We start from the raw sequence: 18,495 nt of genomic DNA, 5'->3' as shown, positions 1-18,495 counted from the left end.
GGTCACCGGTGATCAGGCGCCGTCCTCGCCTCGGGCCGACCGCAGCGCATCGGCGGAACGCACGAGCGCCAGGTGCGAGAAGGCCTGCGGGAAGTTGCCCGCCATCCGGCCGTTGGCGGCGTCGTACTCCTCGGACAGCAGCCCGAGCTCGTTGGCGTACCCCACCAGCTGGTCCATGAGCCGGATCGCCTCGTCCTGCCGGCCGCTGTGCGCGTACTGCTCCACGAGCCAGAAGGAGCACGCGAGGAACGGGTGCTCGCCGGGCTCGAGTCCGTCGTCGGAGTTGTCCGTGCGGTAGCGCAGCAGCAGTCCCTGCCCGTTCAGGAGGTCCCGCTCGATCTGCGCGACGGTGCCGAGCATCATGGGGTCGTCGTAGTCGAGGAACCCCACCTGCGGGAGCTGCAGCAGGGAGGCATCCACCTCGGTGCCGCCGTAGACCTGCGTGAACGCGTTCAACCCGTGATTGAAGCCGCGCTCCAGGATCTCCTCCCGGAGTCCGTCCCGCAGCGCCGTCCAGTGCTCCTCGGGCCCGCTGAGCCCGTGGTCCCGCACCGCCCGCACGGCGCAGTCGAAGGCCGCCCACATCATCACCCGGGAGTGCGTGAAGTACTGCGGCGTGCCGCGCATCTCCCAGATGCCGTTGTCGCGGTCCATGAGGTGGTTCTCCGCGAAGCCGAGCAGGGCCCTCTGCAGGGGCCAGGAGAAGCTGTCCTCCGTCACGCCGTGGCCTCGCATCTTCTCCAGGGCCACCATGACCTCCCCGACGACGTCGGCCTGGTACTGGTCCACCGCGCCGTTGCCGATGCGGACCGGCAGGGAATCGGCGTAGCCCGGCAGGTGATCCAGTTCCCGCTCGGGGAGGTGCCGCTCGCCGGCGACGCCGTACATGATCTGCAGGTCCTCGGGATCACCGGCGACCGCCCGCAGCAGCCAGTTGCGCCACCCCAGCGCCTCCTCGGCGAACCCGTGGGTCATCATGGCCTCGAGCGTCAGCGCCGCGTCGCGCAGCCAGCAGAACCGGTAGTCCCAGTTGCGGGCGCCGCCGAACTGCTCGGGCAGTGACGTCGTGGGGGCCGCGACGATGCCGTCCGTGTCCTCGTGGGTCAGCGCCCGCAGCACGAGCAGCGAGCGCTGCACGGCGCCTGAGTACTCGCCGTCCCCGACGATGCTGGAACCCCACGCCCGCCAGTAGCTGATCGTGGTGTCCAGTGCCTCGTCGATGTGCAGCGCGGGCGGCGTGTCGCGGTGCGAGGGGTACCAGACGAGCTCCAGGTCGACGACGGCGCCCTCCGCGACCTCGAAGGTGCCCTCGTGGCGGTGGTCGGTGGCCCGCAGCCGGGGTCCGCGCAGCAGCAGCGCATCCGGTCCCGCGATGGCGAGGAGCATCGGGACGCCGTCGTCGGCCCCCTGGGTGACCCACGGGACGACGTCGCCGTAGCCGAAGCGGATCTCGAGCTCCTGGTGGAGGGTGACCGTGCCGCGCAGGCCCTGGATGCGGCGCACCACGTTGGCCCTGCGGTCCGTGAGCGGCATGAAGTCGGTGACCAGCACCTCGCCGTCAGGCGTCCTCCAGTGGGTCTGCAGGACGAAGGTCGAGTCGATGTAGCTGCGGCTCACCACCTCGGCCGCCGGATCCTGGGGGGCTACCAGCCAGCGGCCGTGCTCCGGTGTGCCGAGCATGGCCGCGAAGACCGAGTCGGAGTCGAACCGCGGGAAGCAGAGCCAGTCCACGCTGCCGGTCCGGGAGACCAGGGCACCGGTGTGGAGGTCGGACAGGAGCGCGTAATCCTCGATCGGCGATTGCATCCCCCCACTCAACCACAGCGGGCCGATGGCGTTGTGCGGTTACTGACCGTTGCCCAGCGCCAGCAGGATCCGTGCCGGGTAGTCCGAGGTCATCTCCTGCACTCCGAGTCCCGCGAGGAACAGGGCATCCTCCACGGTGTTGACCGTCCAGACCCGCACCCGCATCCCCTCGCTGATCCATCGGCGCACCCGCTCAGGATGCTCCCTGACGTACTCCACGCCCGGCCCCGCGATACCGACCTCGTGCCGGTCGATCAGCTCCTCGCCCTCCTTCAGCGCCCTCTGCAGGACGGTGATGAGGGCACCCTCGGCGATCGACCCGAACCGCAGGGCGTCGCGGACGTCCTGGGGTTCCACGTCGGCGACCAGCTGGCACAGCATGTGGTGCGGTGCCGACTCCGCGAGCTGCCGCATGGAGTCCGGGTTGAAGCTCATGAAACTGATCTCGAGGTTGCCCAGCCTCGAGGACTCCGGGTCCCATCCCTCGTCCATGAGGAAGGCGATCAGCGCCTCCTCCAGGCGCAGTCCGAAGGGGCTCGGGTGCTTCAGCTCGATGGCGAGCCGGAGAGGTCGGCCGGACCGGCGCAGCAGGACCAGGAGGTCGGCGAGCGTGAGGAACTGGTCCTCGACAGTGCCGTAGTCCGACGGGATGCTCACACCCTTCCAGGCGGACACGTCGAGCGTGCGCAGCTCGGCCAGCGTGCGGTCGGCCACGTCCCCGGAGCCGCTGGTGGTGCGGTCGAGTGTCGTGTCGTGGATGCAGACCAGCTGTCCGTCACGGCTCAGGTGGACGTCGCACTCCAGACCGTCGACCCCGTCCGCGAGCGCCTGCAGGTAGGCGGCACGCGTGTGCTCGGCGTAGGTGCCGCTGCTGCCGCGGTGGGCGAAGATCACAGGGGGCACGGACAAGCCCTTTCGGTCGTCGGTGGTGTCGGTATCACGGTACGTGACGGCGCCGGAGGTGCACCATCGGGCCGCCGTCGCCTTCTTCCCCGTAGGACGGCCTCGATAGACTCGGGAGGTGAATGCTCAGATGACCGGTACCGATGCCGAGCGGGCCGAGGCCCTTCGCCGGATGAAACTGCTGGCAACAGGTCTGCTCGCCGTGATGGCCGCCATCTTCCTGGTGGCCTTCGCCCTGCAGGACACCTACCCCTGGCTCGAGTACGTCCGGGCCGCGGCCGAGGGCGGCATGGTGGGCGCCCTCGCCGACTGGTTCGCCGTCACGGCCCTCTTCAAGCACCCGATGGGGCTGAAGATCCCGCACACCGCGATCATCCCGCGCAAGAAGGACCAGATCGGCGAATCGCTCGGGCAGTTCGTCGAGGAGAACTTCCTGTCCGAGGACGTGGTGCGGGCCAAGCTCGACTCCGCGCGGATCGCCCAGAAGGCCGGTGCCTGGCTGGCGAAGCCGGAGAGCGCCGACCGCGTGGCTGCGGAGGGCGCCGCCCTGATCCGCGGCATGTTCAGGGTGCTGGACGACGACGCCGTGCAGGGCGTGATCGAGTCGATGGCCCGCAAGCACCTGCTCGATCCGCCTTGGGGTCCGCCGGTGGGCAGCATCGCCGAGCGCATCTTCGCGGAGGGCCACCACCACCGGCTCGTGGACCTGCTGGTGGACCGTGCCGGCGACTGGGTGGACGCGAACTACGCCGTGGTCACGCGCGTCGTCGCCCAGCGCTCCCCCACCTGGGTACCGCGCCTGGTCGACGGCGTGGTCGGCGACCGCGTGCACGCCGAGCTGTCGAAGTTCATCCGCGCCGTGCAGGACGACCCGCAGCACGACGTCCGCCTCTCCATCGACAAGTACCTCCGGGACCTCGCGCAGGACCTGCAGCACAAGCCCGAGACCATCGCGAAGGCGGAGGAGATCAAGGGACAGCTCCTGGACGACCCCCGCGTGCGTGATCTGACAGCCCGCACGTGGGCCACCATCAAGAAGGCCCTGCTCGAGGCCGTGAACGACCCGGAGAGCGAGCTGACATCGAAGTTCAAGGCCGCCGTGCGGGACTTCGGCTCCCGCCTGACGAGCGACCCCGAGCTGGCGGGGAAGGTCAACCGCTGGATCGCCGACGGCGCCTCCTACGCGGTGCGCACCTACCGCAGCGAGATCGCCGGCGTCATCTCCGAGACCGTGGGGCGCTGGGACGCCGAGGAGACCTCCCGCAAGATCGAGCTTCAGGTGGGCAAGGATCTGCAGTTCATCCGGATCAACGGCACGGTGGTGGGCGCGCTGGCCGGGCTGTTGATCTTCACCCTCGCGAACGCGATCTTCGGTTAGGCCCGCTTCTGCTTCGACCCCGGGTCGGGAAGCTGCAGCACGTCGGCCAGCTCGCCGGGGATGGTCTGCGGCAGCGGGCCGAACGCCTGCCGGGTGGTCTGGATGACGGCCTTGCCCATGAGGTGGTTGCCTGTCCCGCCGATCACGGCACCGACCCCGAACGGCATGGCGCGTCCGAGCATGAAGCCTCCCTGCTTGGCCAGGAACTTCTTCAGGAACCGCCGCTGGATGGTTCCTGTGAGGGTCTTCACGAGCGACGGGGGCGCCGACTTGTTGACCAGCTGGCCCCAGTACTGCGGGGCGCCCTGCCCCGCGGAGGCCCCGAGGATGGAGCGGATCAGGGCGGTGCCCTCCTCGCCCATGAGGATCGCCATCACCATGGTCCGCGAGCGTTCGGGATCCTGCGTACTCACGCCGTGCAGTTCGGCGATCGATTCGGCGTACAGGGCCGTGGCCTCGAGGAACCCGACCGTCGCGGCGGCGGAGAGTCCGAGGGACGCTATCGTGCCGACCGCGGGCACCGCGGCGGTGGCCCCGACGGCGGCCCCGGCGGCCGTCGTCGCCCGCAGGTAATCCCGCTCGAGCAGGCGCGCCAGTTCCGCGGGGGAGGCCTTCGGATGACGGCGCCGCAGACGGCTGAGATTGGAGAGGATCAACGGCCGCTGGACGTCCAGGGCCCGCTCGATCCCCCGGAGGATCCCGGGCTTCGGGTTGCCGTCCTTGTCGAACAGCGTCCCGTTGGCAGCCTTCACGGCTGGGTTCTCCTTGTTCCTGCCAAACATCGTGGTCCTTCCGCGGGTGGATCGGCGTGCTCGAGTCGAGTCTAGGTGGGGGTGACAGGGTCGTGGTCGGGGTTCCGCTGGTGGCGCAGGGTCCTGCTATCGGGCCCTGCAACCGCAAAGGGCGCCACCGGTGTCCGGTAGCGCCCTTTCGTCAGCCGTCCCCCCGGGACAGCTGGTACCCGGAGCTAGACGCGCGAGCCGCGACGCTTGGTGATGGCGCCGTAGACGAGGAGCACGATCAGCGCGCCGATGACGGCGAAGAGGATGGACATCAGCGAGAAGGTGCTGCCGAGGTCGACACCCAGGATGCTGCCGCCGATGAAGCCGCCGAGGAAGGCGCCGACGACACCGAGCAGCATGGTCATGAGGATTCCGCCGCCCTGCTTACCCGGGAGGATGAGCTTGGCGAGTGCGCCTGCGATGAGGCCGAGGATGAGAAAACCGATGAAACTCATAAGATGCTCCTTCGAGTGATTTTCAGCGGGCCCCACGAGGAGGCCCACTGCCTGATAGTCCGATGCACCGGAGTGCAACTCCGCCCTACTGTACTTCATCAGCCTGCTTAGGATGCAATGGTAGCACCACGCTAATCCGGCTTATCAAGACGCCCGCCCCGATTTTGTCCGAACCGTTGCACGGACGCCGACGCCGGGCAGTGGACGCCCCAATCCCCGCTATGACGCGCACCACGCCCTATGCTGTCCTCCAGCGGGGCCGCGGCGGGAGGAAGCGGCGCAGGACGTTAACCGCTGGGGAATTCTCCCGAAACACTCGACACCGCTATCCGAAGGAGTTCTTGTAATGCGAATCGGTTCATCTATTTTCCTTATTGCACTGGGTGCAATTCTGGCTTTCGCCATTCAGGCGGATGTCATCAGCATCGTGGACATCAACCTCGTGGGCTGGATCCTCATGGGGGTGGGCGTGATCGGTCTCATCGCGTCCCTGGTCCTGGCGGCGCCGCGCCGGCAGAACCGCATCTCGGAGTCGCGTTCACTGGTGGATCCGGCCACCGGCGAGACGATCACCCGCCGCGAGACCCGCGACACCGGTCTCTGAGACCGTCCTGGAGGACCGACGGGCCGGAGCTCTGCTCCGGCCCGTTTTTATCTGTGTTTGTCTTCGAAACCGCGAATAAAGTGCTTGACGTCACATCACAATCGGCGGTAGAGTCACTCAAACGAAGATAAAGCCACATGCCGCGAGGTCGAAGCTCGCGGAAGACGACGGGGTCCCCATGTTCGCGGAAGAGCGCTACCGGCAGATCAGCAGCCTCGTCTCGGCCGACGGCCGCGTCACGGTCGCGGGCCTCTCCTCCCGTTTCGGGATCACCAAGGAGACCGTGCGCCGGGACCTCGCGCTGCTCGAGAGCGACGGCGTCCTGCGCCGCGTACACGGCGGAGCCATCGCCGGCAGCGGTGCAACGACCAACGAGCCCAGCCTCGTCAGCCGCTCCGAACAGCACTCCCCCGAGAAGAAGCGCATCGCCCAGGCCGCGCTCGCCCTCACCCCCGAGACCGGTGCGGTGGTGCTCGATGCAGGCAGCACCACCGAAGGCCTCGCCGAACTGCTCGTGGACGAGGCCCGCGCCGGACTGTCGGTCATCACGCACTCGGTCCCCATCGCGGCGCTCGTCTCCGGCGCCGGGCTGAGCGTCGAGCTCGTGGGCGGCCGGGTACGGGCCCTGACCAGCGCGGCAGTGGGCAGCAGCACCGTGACCCATTTCGCCCGCCTCCGCGCCGATATCGCCTTCATCGGCGCCAACGGCATCGGTGCGGACTTCGGCCTCAGCACCCCCGACGTCGACGAGGCGGCCGTGAAGACCGCCATCGTCGCCTCCGCCCGGCGCGTGGTGCTCCTGGCGGACTCGTCGAAGTTCGACGAGGAGACCCTGATCAGCTTCGCCACCCTGGAGGAAATCGATGCACTCATCACCGACCGCGCCCCCCGCGGCCCCCTCGCCGATGCTCTCGCCGACACCGATGTGGAGGTGATCGTGGCGTGATCCTGACCCTCACCGCGAACCCCAGCATCGACCGCACCGTCGCCATCGGCGCGCCCCTCGCACGTGGCGCCGTCCAGCGCGCCACCCACGTGGTGCAGGAGGCGGGCGGGAAGGGCGTGAACGTCAGCCGGGCCCTGACCATGTCCGGCACCCGGACGCTCGCCGTCCTGCCCGGCGACGACGACGACCCCGTGCTCGCGGGTCTGCGCTCGGTCTCCGTGCCCTTCCGCAACGTCGCCATCGGCGCAGCCCTCCGCACCAATACGGCCATCACCGAACCCGACGGCACGACGACGAAGATCAACGAACCCGGCCCCGAACTCTCCGTCGCGCAGCTCGAGGACCTCCTCGCCGTCGTCGTCGCCGAGAGCGACGGAGCGGACTGGCTGGTCCTCGCCGGATCCCTCCCTCCGGGCGTCCCGCCCACCTTCTACACGCGCGTCACCGCAGCGGTCCGCGAGACCTACGGGGCCTCAGCCCCCCGCGTGGCGATCGACTCCTCGGGCGAGCCGCTCGTCGAGGCTGCCGCCGGTGTCCCCGCACCGGACCTGCTCAAGCCCAACGCCGAGGAACTCAGCGAGCTCACGGGTATCGGCACCGGCGACGAGCTGGAGCTGGACCATGACTTGGCCGCCAAGGCCTGCGCGGTGCTCATCACCGCGGGGGTAGGGGCGGTCCTGGCGACCCTGGGATCCAGGGGCGCCCTGCTCGTGACGGACGCGGGGGCCTGGCACGCCGTGCACCCGCCCGTCACGGCACGATCCACGGTCGGTGCGGGAGACTCCGCACTGGCCGGCTACCTGCTGGCGCACAGCGCAGGCGAACTCCCGGAGAACTGCCTGCGCCAGGCCGTTGCCCACGGATCGGCGGCCGCCTCCCTACCGGGCTCCACCGTTCCCTCCCTCGACCAGACGACACCCGGCGTCGTCGTGGTCACGCCCCTCACGGTCACGCTGCCCGTGATCGAACCAAGCGCTACCGGGCCCACCGCTGGGTCCGCCGCACAGGAGGAAAACTGATGCCCGATCTCATCACTCCGGAGCTTGTCACTCTGGACACGGACCTGGGGACCGAGCGGTCCTCGGTGATCCGCTACCTCGCGGAGCAGGTCGCCGCGCAGGGCCGCTCCACGGAGGTCGACGGCCTGTACGCCGACGCCCTCGCCCGCGAGGAGAAGACCTCCACCGGTGTCCCCGGTGGAATCGCCATCCCGCACTGCCGGTCGAAGGCGGTCTCGGACGCCACGCTCGCCATGGCACGCCTGTCCCCCGCCGTGGACTTCGGCGCCAAGGACGGCCCCGCTGACCTCGTCTTCTTCATCGCGGCACCCGACGGCGCGGACCAGGAGCACCTGAAGCTGCTGTCCAAGCTCGCCCGGTCCCTGATCAAGAAGGACTTCACGGCCTCCCTGCGCGCCGCACGGACACCCGCCGACGTCGTCGCGCTCGTCAACGGCGCCCTCGGCCTCGGTGAGGTTCCGACGACGGCGCCGGCAGCGGGGGCGGGTGCCCACGCCGCCGGTACCGGCACCGCAGCCCAGCCCGGCGCCGCGCAGGCCCGTGAGGCCGCTGCGACGCTCGGCACATCGCCGGGCGGGACCGACACCACGGGACCCGCCGTCGAGCAGGGCCGGTCCACGGACACGGAGGTGCGGCGCCTCGTCGCCGTCACCGCCTGCCCCACCGGCATCGCCCACACGTACATGGCGGCCGATTCCCTGGTCGCCGCGGCGAAGGAGCGCGGAATCGACCTCCAGGTCGAGACGCAGGGCTCCTCCGGCGCCACACCGCTGGACCCCGCGGTGATCGCCGCGGCCGACGCCGTGATCTTCGCGGTCGACGTCGACGTGCGCGACAAGCAGCGCTTCGCCGGCCTCCCGGTGATCAGCGCCCCTGTCAAACGCGGCATCGACGAGCCGGGCGAGATGGTCGAGGAGGCCGTCGCGGCCGCCCGGAACCCGAACGCCCGCAGGGTCGCCGGCACCGCCGGCGGCGAGCAGACGGACGACAACGACGGCCGGGACGGCATCGGAAGCACCCTGAAGCGCGCCCTGCTCACCGGCGTCAGCTACATGATCCCGTTCGTCGCCGGTGGCGGACTCCTGATCGCCCTCGGCTTCCTGCTCGGCGGGTACCTCATCACCGAGACCGCCGACGCCGTGGTCCTCGAGAACAGCCTCACGAACCTCCCGGCCGGCGGACTCGGCGAGTACCTCGGGGCCGTGGCCTTCAAGATCGGCCAGCTGTCGCTCGGATTCCTGGTCCCCGCCCTCGCCGGCTACATCGCCTACGCGCTGGCCGACCGGCCGGGCATCGCGCCCGGCTTCGTCGCCGGTGCCGTCGCAGGGTTCATGGGCGCGGGCTTCCTCGGCGGGATCGTCGGCGGCCTGCTCGCCGGATACGTCGCCATGATGATCGGCCGCCTCTCGGTGCCGCGCTGGCTGCGGAGCCTGATGCCCGTGGTCATCATCCCGCTCGTGGCATCCATCGTCGCCTCGGGCCTGATGTTCCTGGTGCTCGGCGGACCGATCGCCGCCCTGACGGTGGGCCTGAATAATTGGCTGTCCGGCCTGACCGGTACAGCGGCCCTGGGACTCGGCGTCATCCTCGGCCTCATGATGGCCATCGACCTCGGCGGGCCCGTGAACAAGGTCGCCTACTCCTTCGCCGTCGCCGGCCTCGGAGCCGGGTCGCTCGACAACCCCGCACCCCTGCAGATCATGGCTGCCGTGATGGCCGCGGGCATGGTGCCGCCGCTCGCCATGGCGCTGGCCACCCTGATCGACCGCAACCGCTTCACGGAGCCCGAGCGCGAGAACGGTAAGGCCGCCTGGCTGCTGGGGGCCGCCTTCATCTCCGAAGGCGCCATCCCGTTCGCGGCAGCGGATCCCCTGCGTGTCATCCCCGCATCCCTCGTGGGTTCGGCGGTCACCGGCGCGATCATCATGGGGACCGGCGTCACCTCGCAGGCCCCCCACGGCGGACTCTTCGTGTTCTTCGCGATCGGTAACTTCGCGATGTTCCTCATCGCGGTCCTGGTGGGCACGGTCATCTCCGCACTGGCCGTGATCGCCCTGAAGCGCTACGCCAGGAGCAAGAAGAACACGCCCATCGCCGAGCCGGTTGCAGCCTGACCTCACGTCCGGTTGGCTGTACTGGAACACGCATTCACACGAAGGAGCACAACATGGCAGAACGCAAGGCAACCGTGGCCAGTCGCGTAGGACTCCACGCCCGTCCGGCCTCCATCTTCGCGGAGGCCGCCGGCGAACTCCCCCTCGAGGTGACCATCGCAATGGACGGTGAGCCCGCCGAGGAGGCGATGGACGCCTCGAGCATCCTGTCCCTCATGAGCCTCGGCGCCTCGCACGGCGACGTCGTGGTCCTGCGCGCCGAGGGCGACGGCGCGGAGGGGGCACTGGAGGGTCTCGCACGCATCATCGAGACGGACCACGACGCCGAGTAGGACGCGGGTCGGGGCGGCGTAGCAGGCCGCACCAGGAAGGGCACCATCTGCCGTGGATACGTGGCGGATGGTGCCCTTCGGCGTCCCCAGCGCTTAAGGACAAATAGGTGGGTCCACCCGTTCTAATGGACACACCTACCTGCCGGGTAACGATCCGCTGGCCCCCCACGGAAAGCGGCAGTTACATAATCATTATTCTCACACGGCATGATGAAACGGTGAATACCGGCAGGACACAATTGCGTCACTTTTATTGCAGCGGGCAAGCACCCCGACGCCGCGCCGACCGACGGTCCTAGTCGAGCCTCTTCGCCCTGGCGTTGCGCCGCCGGGCCAGGGTGTGACTCACCCAGATCAGGCCCAGGCCCAGCACGGTCAGCAGGATGGCCGAGAACGGCAGCAGGATGTCCCACGCCATCAGCTCGATCGCCGTCAGCCGCAGCAGGACGAAGACCACCACCAGCGAGAAGGCGAGGGCCAGCAGGGCGCATGCCACCCGGTGGATGGTGCGCGAGTGCCGGTCGGCCGCCGAGGCCACCGCGGGGACCACCAGGCACGCAGCCACGTACCCGGGGTAGAGACGTCCCACGGCGGCATACTGCTGCACGGTGTGCTGGTCCCCGAAGGCACGCAGGGCGGTGGAGCTGCCGGGCAGTTCGCTCGCCACGAAGAAGTACAGCGTCGCAGCGACGGTCACGCCGAGGGCCGCCAGACCGAAGGGGCCCACGATGAGTCGGCGGGCCGAGGACGACCCGAAGGCCGCGGCCATGCGGACCCCGAGCAGCACGAACACCGTGTACACGAGCAGCCGCAGGAGCAGGTTCGCGATGTTGACCTCCCCCAGGAGGGCGTCCACGGTCTCGTAGATCGGCGCGATGGAGAGCCCCACGGCGATCGTCAGGAGCACGAGGGCCACGAAGACCGTCCGCCCGCGCCCCTTCCGCACGCCCGGTATGCGGACCGCGGCCCCTGCGGCACACAGTCCCAGCGCCGCCCACTGGATGGTCGTGGGGGTCATCCGAGGTTCTCCCACATCGCGCGGTCCTTGCCGTCGTCGAGCTCCGCCCGGCGGAGCTGCTTGCCGAGCACGTCGAGCCGGTCGCGGGCGAGGAAGACCAGATCCAGGTCGCTCAGGGCACACAGCGCCCGGGCCCGGCCGTCCTCGGGCCACCCGCCCTCCGCGGGGGTGAGCAGCCCTGTCACCACGAGGCCGCTGGTCAGCGACACCCCGGCGATACGTGCGGCCTGCACCGCGATCTCGGGCGCGAGCCGCCCAGCGGTGAGCTGGGCGGAGAGGTTCTGCCGGGCCACGCCGGTGCTCGCGGCGAGCTGCTGGCGGATGTCCCCGGGATCGATCGCCTCGATCCATGCACGCACGGAGTTGCGGTGCGGGAACGGCGCGAGGTGCAGCTGCACGTCCGTGCAGGTGCTGTCCCTGTCCTCGCTGCGGGCCACGAGCAGGCGGAGAATGTCGATGTGCGAGACCTGGCTGACGAGTTCGGCGTCGGTCGGCGGTGCGATCCCGGCCTCGAGGTCCTCGTACCCCTCGAAGACGGAAAGTGCCTCCACGGGAGCGATCCCGTAGCCGCGGGCGATCGCGACGAGGGTGGGCGCGGACACCCTGCCCCGTACGAGCTGCTGGGCGAGCGTCGAACGCTTGACGCCGGCCTTGCGGCACGCGTCCGTGACCGTGTCCTGCGGGGCAATGCGGGAACGCCACAGCTGGAATGCCTTGGCTGTGACGGCCATCATCACCTTTCGATTGGACTTTTCGGGCTCGCGTAGAAGTATACTGAGATTGCTGGCTCCGATTTCTGCGATTCCCCCATACGCAGAACTCGGAGCCAGCTCCAATTAAGGCGACTTCCACACGGCGTCCGCTCCGGCTTCCACCCGGGCTCTCACCGCCCGGTGAATGTCCGGCGCGCGGCCGCGCCTACCAGCGGACCTTCTTCTCCGCCTTCCCCTGCTTGCTGCTCTCGTGCGCAGCCTTGACATGTGCCGCACCGGAAGCCGCGGTCGGATTTGCGCCGTGATTCTTCTTCGCGAGCGCGAGTTGCGCACGCGGATCGTCCTGCAGTCTGCGCGAACCGCCGTTCTTCGCCGCGGTCTCGTTCTCCGGACTCGACTGCCGGTCGGTATCGGGTTGCTCGTTCTGGGGCGTGCTGGTCATGGTGTTCCTTTCTGGTGCGTGCGCCCACGGAACGCCTCGGACCGGACGGCACGGCGCACGGAGAAACCTGCGCGACGGGTGCTGGAGGATCCGACAGATTCAGTGGGCGCCCTCGGAGGGGTGTCATCGACAAGTGGCGCTAGGGGTGGCTGGAGCCGGCCCCGCTACTGAAAAAGAATCGTCCTCATGCATCCGACCGTACACCCGGTCGTCCCGGGGCGACAAGGGTCGACTCCACCTTGGTGTGCAGGGACGCCGCTCAGCGCTGCCGGCCGCCGTGCAGGGTCACGTCGGCGTAGACCAGCCGGTGGTCGCTCGTGCGGAACGGGAAGATGCCGGTCAGTTCCGACCCCGGCGTGCCTGCCTGCGGCCAGAAGACACCCGATCCCGACACCCGCAGGGTGCGTGACGGGAGGACGTAGTCCACGCGGACGTTCCCTGCGGACCTGTCCTCGAAGTCGGCCGTGTCGTAGCGGGGGTCGCTGCGGTGCTCGGCATTCGCGCCACCCTGCAGCGCCGAGGCCTCCGTGGCACCCTTCGAGACCGGCATCGGGTCCTGGACGAGCTTGTTCCCGAGCAGACGGCCGATCGAGCCCGGGAGGGAGTCGCCGTCGAGGGGGTCGCTGTTCTGGTCGCCCATCACCACGAAGCGTTCACCGCGCTTGAGCCCACCCGTCGCACCGGCGTCGTCGTAGATGTACGAGGCATCGGCCCCGCCCGTCACGTAGTCCGACCAGAGACGGATCTCGTCGCTGTTCCGCCTGCCGTTGCGGTCCTCCTCCCCGTCGAAGACGGGAGGGGTGGGATGGCTTGCGAGCACGTGGACCGTCCTGCCCGCGATGCTGACGGGAACGTCCCAGTGCGACTTGCTGGACAGCGGCAGGACCGCCAGTTCGTTGGTGGAGTACCAGTCACCCTGCGCACCGGTCGCCGGATTGTCGGGCAGGAGCGCGCCCGGCATGTCCTTCCACAGGAAGTGCTGGAACGTCCGGACCGACTCCGTCTCGATGGGGTACTTCGAGTAGATCACCATGCCGTACTGGCCCTCGAACGCACCGAAGCCGAGGGCGTCGTCGGGCCCGCCCACACTGCCGTCATTGTTCAGGTCGAAGCCGCTCGGCACGCCCGTGTTGGACGGGGCTGTGTAGACGTACGGGTAGTCGAGCGGTTTCCTGCCGTTCTGGCCGACGCGGAGGTAGTTCTCGTTGAACAGGTCGGCGGCCCGGTTGCCGGGGACGTAGTCGAACTCGTTGAGGAGGACGACGTCGGGTCGGTTGATCTGCACCACTTCGGCGATCGCCTGCGCCTGGATGTTGCCCCCGGTCCCGAGGTCGCGGAGCAGCTCGCCCGGCGCCGTCCGGTTCAGGCTCGCGTTGTACGTCGCGAAGCGGACGTCCTGCCGGTCCCTGGATCCGGTGGCGGAGTCCACACTGAGGGTGTCGTCCGGCGGGGTCGCGAGCACGGCGGGCGCGGTTGCGATGAGCAGGGATGCAGCCAGCACGGCGGCCGTGCAGTGCGCCATGACGCGCATGATCCCTCCCCCTATTCCCGACCCGTCGCGACTGGACGGGTAGCACCCAAACTCGTTCGCTCCGGTAACTTGAATCCTAGTCGGGCAAGGCACTCCGGAGCCGTCGTGCAGGTAACGATTCAGGGTCATAAGGGAAGAGCGCGATGCCGCGCCGCGCGTCCTGTCCCAGGGGTTGCGAGACGGGATTCGGCGGTATCGAACGCCTGCTCCAGGCGGTCCACCGCCGCCGCATACCGCTCCACGTCGGGTGCGTCATCGCCGCCGTGCGCGGCATCGGCGGCCCGCAGGGCGCGGATCACGGGTTGCCCCACGGGGTGGCGGGGATCGTGCATGCCCGGGTGGTGGATCGCCTTCGCGGGGTCGAGATCGTAGTCCGCCCACCGGCGGAGCACCTCACCGTGACGCGCACGCAGCTCCGCCCACGCGTCCGTGCGCTCTGCCCTCACGGACGCCCTGTTCCGCCGATCATGGCGTCGCACCGACCAGGCCACCATGGCCGTTGTCACCGCCACTCCGACCACCCCCACCAGCACCGCGCCCGGGCCTCCGGCCGATCCTCCGGCGACGCCCACTCCCGTGATCACGACGACGCCACCGAAGCCCACCCAGAAGTAGTCGTCGGACCCTCCGCCGCGCTGCGAGACGGCATCGAGCCGCCATCCCGTGAGAGCCGCGACACCGGCCATCACGACGCAGGCAATCAGACTCCCGATCAGGGCAACCACGTCCACGGCCACTCCTCTGCTCGACACCGCTCGATCCCGCCCGGCCCGGCACCGCGTCGGCGCCCGCCGACACTGTGCTCCTCCTACCAGTGCAAACGAGCGGGAGCAGCGAGTCAATCCCCGGATCGGTGGAGATTCCGCCTGCTGCCATCCATCGATCCGTGACAGGCTGGGCCAGGTTTTTCGTCGTCGCGCCGTGCGACGCGGCCGCGATCCCGGTGCGGGAGAAGGAGGCACCCGGTGCCACTGGAGGTGCAGGCCTTCGCCTGGGGCGCGATCGCCGGAGCCGCACTGCTCATCGGGGCGGCCATCGCCTGGAAGTGGAAGGTGCCCCCACGCACCGTGTCCTTCGTGATGGCGTTCGGCGCCGGAGTGCTCATCTCCGCCCTCGCGTTCGAACTGGTCGCCGAGGCGCAGGAGGCCGGGGGGCTCGTCCCCACGGGGCTCGGCTTCCTCGTAGGAGCGGTGGCCTACGTGGGTGCCAATGCCGTCCTCGCACGGAAGGGCGCCCAGCACCGCAAGCGCTCGGGCGGCCAGCAGCCCAGGGAGACCGAGGACGCGGGCAGCGGTAACGCGATCGCGCTCGGTGCGCTGCTGGACGGCATCCCGGAATCGGTGGTCCTCGGGCTCGGGCTCGTGGCGAGCGGTACCGTGAATCCCGCCGTCCTCGTCGCGATCTTCATCTCGAACGTCCCCGAGGGTCTCTCGAGCAGCGCGGGGATGCGGAACGCCGGACGCGGCCCGCGCTACGTCTTCGGTCTCTGGGGCGGGATCGCCCTGGTCTCCGGGCTCTCCGCGCTCGCGGGCTACTCGCTGCTGGCCGGCGCCTCGGGCGTCACGATCGCGTTCATCACGGCGATCGCCGCCGGCGCGATCCTGGCGATGGTGGCCGACACCATGATCCCCGAGGCCTTCGAGAAGCAGCACATGCTGACCGGGCTCATCGCGGCCCTCGGTTTCCTCACGGCCTTCGTGGTCCACGAGGTGTCCGGATAGGCCGCTTGCACGAAGGAAGGGCCCCGGGAGACCCGGGACCCTTCCTCCGTACGACAGGTAGGCCCTGTGGGGCTCGAACCCACGACCCACGGATTAAAAGTCCGTTGCTCTAGCCAACTGAGCTAAGGGCCCGCCACACCGCCGCAAGCGGCGATGACCCGCTAACTTTATCGCAATCACTCCTGGTCCGAGGACTGCACCGCACCCGCCTTCCGGCGCGAAATTCCGCAGGAGTATCCTCGTTCCATGGACGGCGAATACACGAACAACAGCCCACGGCCGCACAAGCCGAAGCCCTTCGCTCCGGCTGACTTCGAGGTCTTCGCGGGCGGCGTGGATCCCTCGAGGGTCTCGGAGGCGGCCCATATGGCCGCCCATGCGCTCGTGCACCACGGCCGCGACGCCGAGGACCCGGACGTGACACGCCGCCTCGTCGAACTCGCCGACCAACAGGGCCTCGAGGCCATCGCGGAGATGTGGGCCGAGAGCCCGGCGCGGTCCCTGCCCGGTGCCCTGTGGCGCCTGTATGCCCTGCGTGCCGCCACGCAGCAGAACCCCGAGCGCATCGCCGCCTACTTCGCCTCGGGCAAGGAGGTGGCCCAGGTGTCCAAGGTCGTGGCCGGCGTCGCCGAGCCGCCCGGCGCCACCGAGATGACCACCATGGCCAACACCATCCTCTCCGGGGCGTTCGAGGGCGACTTCGATGTAGCACTCGAACGCTTCGCCGCGTTCTGTCGCGTCGTCGCACTCGGCCAGGCCAACCACGCCGACGACGCCGAGGTCGCCAACGGGCCCCACGCCGCGAGGCTGACCCGCAATTCGCACCAGCTGATCAAGACCGCCGAGGACCTCGAGCATGCCGCGGCATCCTGGCGGCGCGGGGAACTGGACTGACCCGCCCCGCGGCCCCGTGTTGACAGCGGCTCCGGGGACGGCAAGACTTAAAGCGGCGTCGGACCGTGGAACCCCCGGGCTTCAACACTCAGCCGCTTCGAGCGGCCTTCCGCCGAGAGGCGCTCCCGGTTCGGCGCCACTACTCTGCCACCGGGCCTGCCTGGTGAAACGTCCATATCCTGCGAGGAAGACTCCGTGAAACTACGCCTCTTCCCGCAGGAGAACGCTGGGCTGGAACTGCTCTCCCGGATGGCCCAGCAGCTGGTCCTCGGTGTGCGGACCATGTCCGCCATCCTGGGCGCGTCCACACAGGAGTACGACCGCCTCTCCGAGGAACTGCACCAGCACGAATCTGCGTCCACGGACCTGCACTTCGCCCTGCTGACGTCCATGCGCACCTCCTTCATCAACCCGCTGCCGCGCGAGGACCTCTACGTGCTGTCGAGGCTGCTCAACGAGGCGATCGAGAAGCTCGACGGCGCGGGCGAGCTCATCGCGCTGTACAAGCTGAACAAGCTGAGCCAGCGGGCCGCCGACCAGCTCGAGGTCATCAACCGGCAGGCCGAGCTGACCGCCGCCGCCATGCAGCGGCTGAACTCGATGGAGGACCTCGAGGAGTACTGGATCGAGATCCTGCGCCTGGCCCGGCGGGCGGAACGGACCCACCGCAGCTGGTGCGCCGAACTCCTGAACGACCACAAGCCCCTCGTGTACGCACGGCACCGTGACGTCGCGAACCAGCTGGTCGACGTCACGAAGGACATCCGGCGGGTCGCCACCCAGGTGGGCAGCATCCTCGTCAAGGAATCGTAGGTGGAGCCTCTCCTCCTCGGGACGGTGGTCCTCGCCGCGGGCGGCTTCGCCTTCCTCAACGGCTTCCACGACGTCTCGAACTCCGTGGCCACCGCGGTACGGACCCGGGCGCTCACACCGACCATCGCCGTCCTGCTCGCGGCCTTCTTCAATCTCGTCGGCGCGCTGCTCAGCACCTCGCTGGCGCTCTTCTTCACCGACGCCGGACTCGGGCTGCCCTCCGGGACCACCGGGCTCGGAATACTTTTGGCGGCGCTCCTGGCGGCCGGCATCTGGGGGGTCCTGACCTGGTATCGCGGCAAGCCGTCGTCGTCGACCCACGCGCTGCTCGGCGGCATCATCGGCGCGGGCGGGGCGTCGCAGCTCACCGATGGTCCGTCCATGGACGGCGCCGGGGAGGCGCTGCTGCTGCAGATCGCGCTGCCCCTCGTGCTATCCCCGGTCGTCGCCTACCTCCTGGCCTATGCGGCGGTGTTCCCCGCGACGTGGCTGCTGCGCCACGGGTCGCCCGGGAGCGTGAACCGGGGCAACAGGATGGCGCAGTCGGTCCTGGCCGGGGCCTTCGCCCTCGGGCACGGGCTGCAGGACGGCCAGCGGACCATGGCGGTCATCCTGCTGGCCCTGGTGGGTTCGGGCTTCGCGACGGGGTCCGACATGCCCCTCTGGGTGCAGGTGTTCGCCGCCGTGCTGCTGGCCAGCGGGTCAGTCTTCGGTGGGTGGCGCATCACGCACACCCTCGGCGATCGCCTGGTCCACATCGATCCGCTGCGGGGGATGACGGCGCAGGGGGTGAGTTCGGCGATGCTGTTCATCGGCGCCATCTCGCTGCACTTCCCGCTCTCGAGCACCCACACGATGGCCTCCGCGATCGTCGGGGCCGGCGCCAACCAGCGCTTCGCGTCCGTCCAGCGGCCGCGGGTGGTGCGCATCCTGCTGGTGTGGCTCGCGACGGCCCCGGTCACCGCACTGCTGGGCGCGGTCTTCTTCCTCGCGCTGAGCCCGCTGCTGTAGGACATCCGCTCCC

19 protein-coding genes and 1 tRNA gene are annotated in these 18,495 nt (G+C 69.4%); 10 read left to right on the top strand and 10 right to left on the bottom strand.

The features are described from left to right. Positions 1–12: 12 nt before the first annotated feature. Both CI785_RS12015 and CI785_RS12010 read right to left on the bottom strand, forming a co-directional pair. Positions 13–1,824: a glycoside hydrolase family 15 protein gene (locus CI785_RS12015; protein ID WP_276308031.1), complete on the bottom strand. Its 1,812-nt coding sequence runs from the start codon at positions 1,822–1,824 to the stop codon at positions 13–15. Between the two features lie 21 nt (positions 1,825–1,845). Continuing rightward, entirely contained in the window at positions 1,846–2,709 is an 864-nt protein-coding gene (locus tag CI785_RS12010; protein ID WP_105032663.1) for a glycerophosphodiester phosphodiesterase, read from the bottom strand. 130 nt (positions 2,710–2,839) lie between these two features. Between CI785_RS12010 and CI785_RS12005 the strand changes: the two genes are divergently transcribed. Beyond that, positions 2,840–4,087 carry a DUF445 domain-containing protein gene (locus tag CI785_RS12005; RefSeq protein WP_105032331.1) on the top strand — a complete coding sequence of 416 codons (1,248 nt, stop codon included), beginning with the start codon at positions 2,840–2,842 and terminating at the stop codon, positions 4,085–4,087. On the opposite strand, the gene CI785_RS12000 is transcribed toward CI785_RS12005, so the two are convergent. Together CI785_RS12000 and CI785_RS11995 are read right to left on the bottom strand one after the other, a co-directional pair. Continuing rightward, positions 4,084–4,839 (bottom strand): hypothetical protein, encoded by a 756-nt coding sequence (locus CI785_RS12000; RefSeq protein WP_240615173.1) that lies wholly within the window; start codon positions 4,837–4,839, stop codon positions 4,084–4,086. The genes CI785_RS12005 and CI785_RS12000 overlap by 4 nt on opposite strands. 215 nt (positions 4,840–5,054) lie before the next feature. Next, the gene (locus CI785_RS11995; RefSeq protein ID WP_105032329.1) at positions 5,055–5,324 is read right to left on the bottom strand and encodes a GlsB/YeaQ/YmgE family stress response membrane protein; all 270 of its coding nucleotides are present in this window, start codon (positions 5,322–5,324) and stop codon (positions 5,055–5,057) included. A 346-nt stretch (positions 5,325–5,670) separates the two neighbouring features. On the opposite strand from CI785_RS11995, the gene CI785_RS11990 reads away from it, so the two are divergent. From CI785_RS11990 to CI785_RS11970, 5 genes are all read left to right on the top strand, one after another. Further along, positions 5,671–5,928: a DUF6458 family protein gene (locus CI785_RS11990; protein WP_105032328.1), complete on the top strand. Its 258-nt coding sequence runs from the start codon at positions 5,671–5,673 to the stop codon at positions 5,926–5,928. Positions 5,929–6,106: 178 nt separating this feature from the next. After that, complete coding sequence (locus CI785_RS11985) at positions 6,107–6,874, top strand: DeoR/GlpR family DNA-binding transcription regulator (protein WP_105032327.1); 768 nt, start codon at positions 6,107–6,109, stop codon at positions 6,872–6,874. Continuing rightward, a complete protein-coding gene (locus tag CI785_RS11980) occupies positions 6,871–7,893 on the top strand; it encodes a 1-phosphofructokinase family hexose kinase (protein WP_105032326.1) in 1,023 nt (340 codons plus the stop codon). The genes CI785_RS11985 and CI785_RS11980 overlap by 4 nt, the downstream gene beginning before the upstream one ends. After that, positions 7,893–10,007: a PTS fructose transporter subunit IIABC gene (locus tag CI785_RS11975; protein ID WP_105032325.1), complete on the top strand. Its 2,115-nt coding sequence runs from the start codon at positions 7,893–7,895 to the stop codon at positions 10,005–10,007. Before CI785_RS11980 ends, CI785_RS11975 begins: the two co-directional genes overlap by 1 nt. A gap of 53 nt (positions 10,008–10,060) precedes the next feature. Next, positions 10,061–10,339, top strand: coding sequence for an HPr family phosphocarrier protein (locus tag CI785_RS11970; protein WP_105032324.1), 279 nt, complete (start codon positions 10,061–10,063; stop codon positions 10,337–10,339). A 295-nt stretch (positions 10,340–10,634) separates the two neighbouring features. Here the strand turns inward: CI785_RS11970 and CI785_RS11965 are convergent, their stop codons facing one another. The 5 genes from CI785_RS11965 to CI785_RS11945 form a co-directional block, all read right to left on the bottom strand. Beyond that, on the bottom strand, positions 10,635–11,357 hold the full coding sequence (locus CI785_RS11965; RefSeq protein ID WP_105032323.1) for a hypothetical protein: 723 nt from the start codon (positions 11,355–11,357) through the stop codon (positions 10,635–10,637). After that, positions 11,354–12,088: a hypothetical protein gene (locus CI785_RS11960; RefSeq protein WP_105032662.1), complete on the bottom strand. Its 735-nt coding sequence runs from the start codon at positions 12,086–12,088 to the stop codon at positions 11,354–11,356. Before CI785_RS11960 ends, CI785_RS11965 begins: the two co-directional genes overlap by 4 nt. A gap of 187 nt (positions 12,089–12,275) precedes the next feature. Continuing rightward, the gene (locus CI785_RS11955) at positions 12,276–12,512 is read right to left on the bottom strand and encodes a hypothetical protein (RefSeq protein ID WP_105032322.1); all 237 of its coding nucleotides are present in this window, start codon (positions 12,510–12,512) and stop codon (positions 12,276–12,278) included. Between the two features lie 259 nt (positions 12,513–12,771). Further along, positions 12,772–14,043: an endonuclease/exonuclease/phosphatase family protein gene (locus tag CI785_RS11950; protein WP_420808235.1), complete on the bottom strand. Its 1,272-nt coding sequence runs from the start codon at positions 14,041–14,043 to the stop codon at positions 12,772–12,774. A 125-nt stretch (positions 14,044–14,168) separates the two neighbouring features. Continuing rightward, positions 14,169–14,774: a hypothetical protein gene (locus CI785_RS11945; RefSeq protein WP_105032321.1), complete on the bottom strand. Its 606-nt coding sequence runs from the start codon at positions 14,772–14,774 to the stop codon at positions 14,169–14,171. A gap of 234 nt (positions 14,775–15,008) precedes the next feature. On the opposite strand from CI785_RS11945, the gene CI785_RS11940 reads away from it, so the two are divergent. Further along, positions 15,009–15,764, top strand: a complete 756-nt coding sequence (locus tag CI785_RS11940; RefSeq protein WP_105032320.1) for a ZIP family metal transporter — start codon at positions 15,009–15,011, stop codon at positions 15,762–15,764. Between the two features lie 58 nt (positions 15,765–15,822). On the opposite strand, the gene CI785_RS11935 is transcribed toward CI785_RS11940, so the two are convergent. Further along, positions 15,823–15,896 (bottom strand) — tRNA-Lys (locus CI785_RS11935). A 114-nt stretch (positions 15,897–16,010) separates the two neighbouring features. Between CI785_RS11935 and CI785_RS11930 the strand changes: the two genes are divergently transcribed. From CI785_RS11930 to CI785_RS11920, 3 genes are all read left to right on the top strand, one after another. Continuing rightward, positions 16,011–16,658, top strand: a complete 648-nt coding sequence (locus CI785_RS11930; RefSeq protein ID WP_105032319.1) for a hypothetical protein — start codon at positions 16,011–16,013, stop codon at positions 16,656–16,658. A gap of 195 nt (positions 16,659–16,853) precedes the next feature. Beyond that, positions 16,854–17,471: a DUF47 domain-containing protein gene (locus CI785_RS11925; protein ID WP_105032318.1), complete on the top strand. Its 618-nt coding sequence runs from the start codon at positions 16,854–16,856 to the stop codon at positions 17,469–17,471. After that, complete coding sequence (locus CI785_RS11920) at positions 17,472–18,482, top strand: inorganic phosphate transporter (RefSeq protein WP_105032317.1); 1,011 nt, start codon at positions 17,472–17,474, stop codon at positions 18,480–18,482. Positions 18,483–18,495: the final 13 nt, after the last annotated feature.

It is taken from the genome of Arthrobacter ruber, from assembly GCF_002954225.1.
In the GTDB taxonomy this organism is placed as follows: domain Bacteria; phylum Actinomycetota; class Actinomycetes; order Actinomycetales; family Micrococcaceae; genus Arthrobacter_D; species Arthrobacter_D ruber.
This window is presented reverse-complemented; position numbering and strand designations above follow the sequence as displayed.

Coding starts and splice junctions, on each gene's coding strand:
- CI785_RS11975 (WP_105032325.1), top strand. CDS start 7,893: ATGCCCGATCTCATCACTCCGGAGCTTGTCACTCTGGACACGGACCTG.
- CI785_RS11930 (WP_105032319.1), top strand. CDS start 16,011: ATGGACGGCGAATACACGAACAACAGCCCACGGCCGCACAAGCCGAAG.
- CI785_RS11995 (WP_105032329.1), bottom strand. CDS start 5,324: ATGAGTTTCATCGGTTTTCTCATCCTCGGCCTCATCGCAGGCGCACTC.
- CI785_RS11960 (WP_105032662.1), bottom strand. CDS start 12,088: ATGGCCGTCACAGCCAAGGCATTCCAGCTGTGGCGTTCCCGCATTGCC.
- CI785_RS12005 (WP_105032331.1), top strand. CDS start 2,840: ATGACCGGTACCGATGCCGAGCGGGCCGAGGCCCTTCGCCGGATGAAA.
- CI785_RS11990 (WP_105032328.1), top strand. CDS start 5,671: ATGCGAATCGGTTCATCTATTTTCCTTATTGCACTGGGTGCAATTCTG.
- CI785_RS11965 (WP_105032323.1), bottom strand. CDS start 11,357: ATGACCCCCACGACCATCCAGTGGGCGGCGCTGGGACTGTGTGCCGCA.
- CI785_RS11950 (WP_420808235.1), bottom strand. CDS start 14,043: ATGCGCGTCATGGCGCACTGCACGGCCGCCGTGCTGGCTGCATCCCTG.
- CI785_RS11955 (WP_105032322.1), bottom strand. CDS start 12,512: ATGACCAGCACGCCCCAGAACGAGCAACCCGATACCGACCGGCAGTCG.
- CI785_RS11970 (WP_105032324.1), top strand. CDS start 10,061: ATGGCAGAACGCAAGGCAACCGTGGCCAGTCGCGTAGGACTCCACGCC.
- CI785_RS11985 (WP_105032327.1), top strand. CDS start 6,107: ATGTTCGCGGAAGAGCGCTACCGGCAGATCAGCAGCCTCGTCTCGGCC.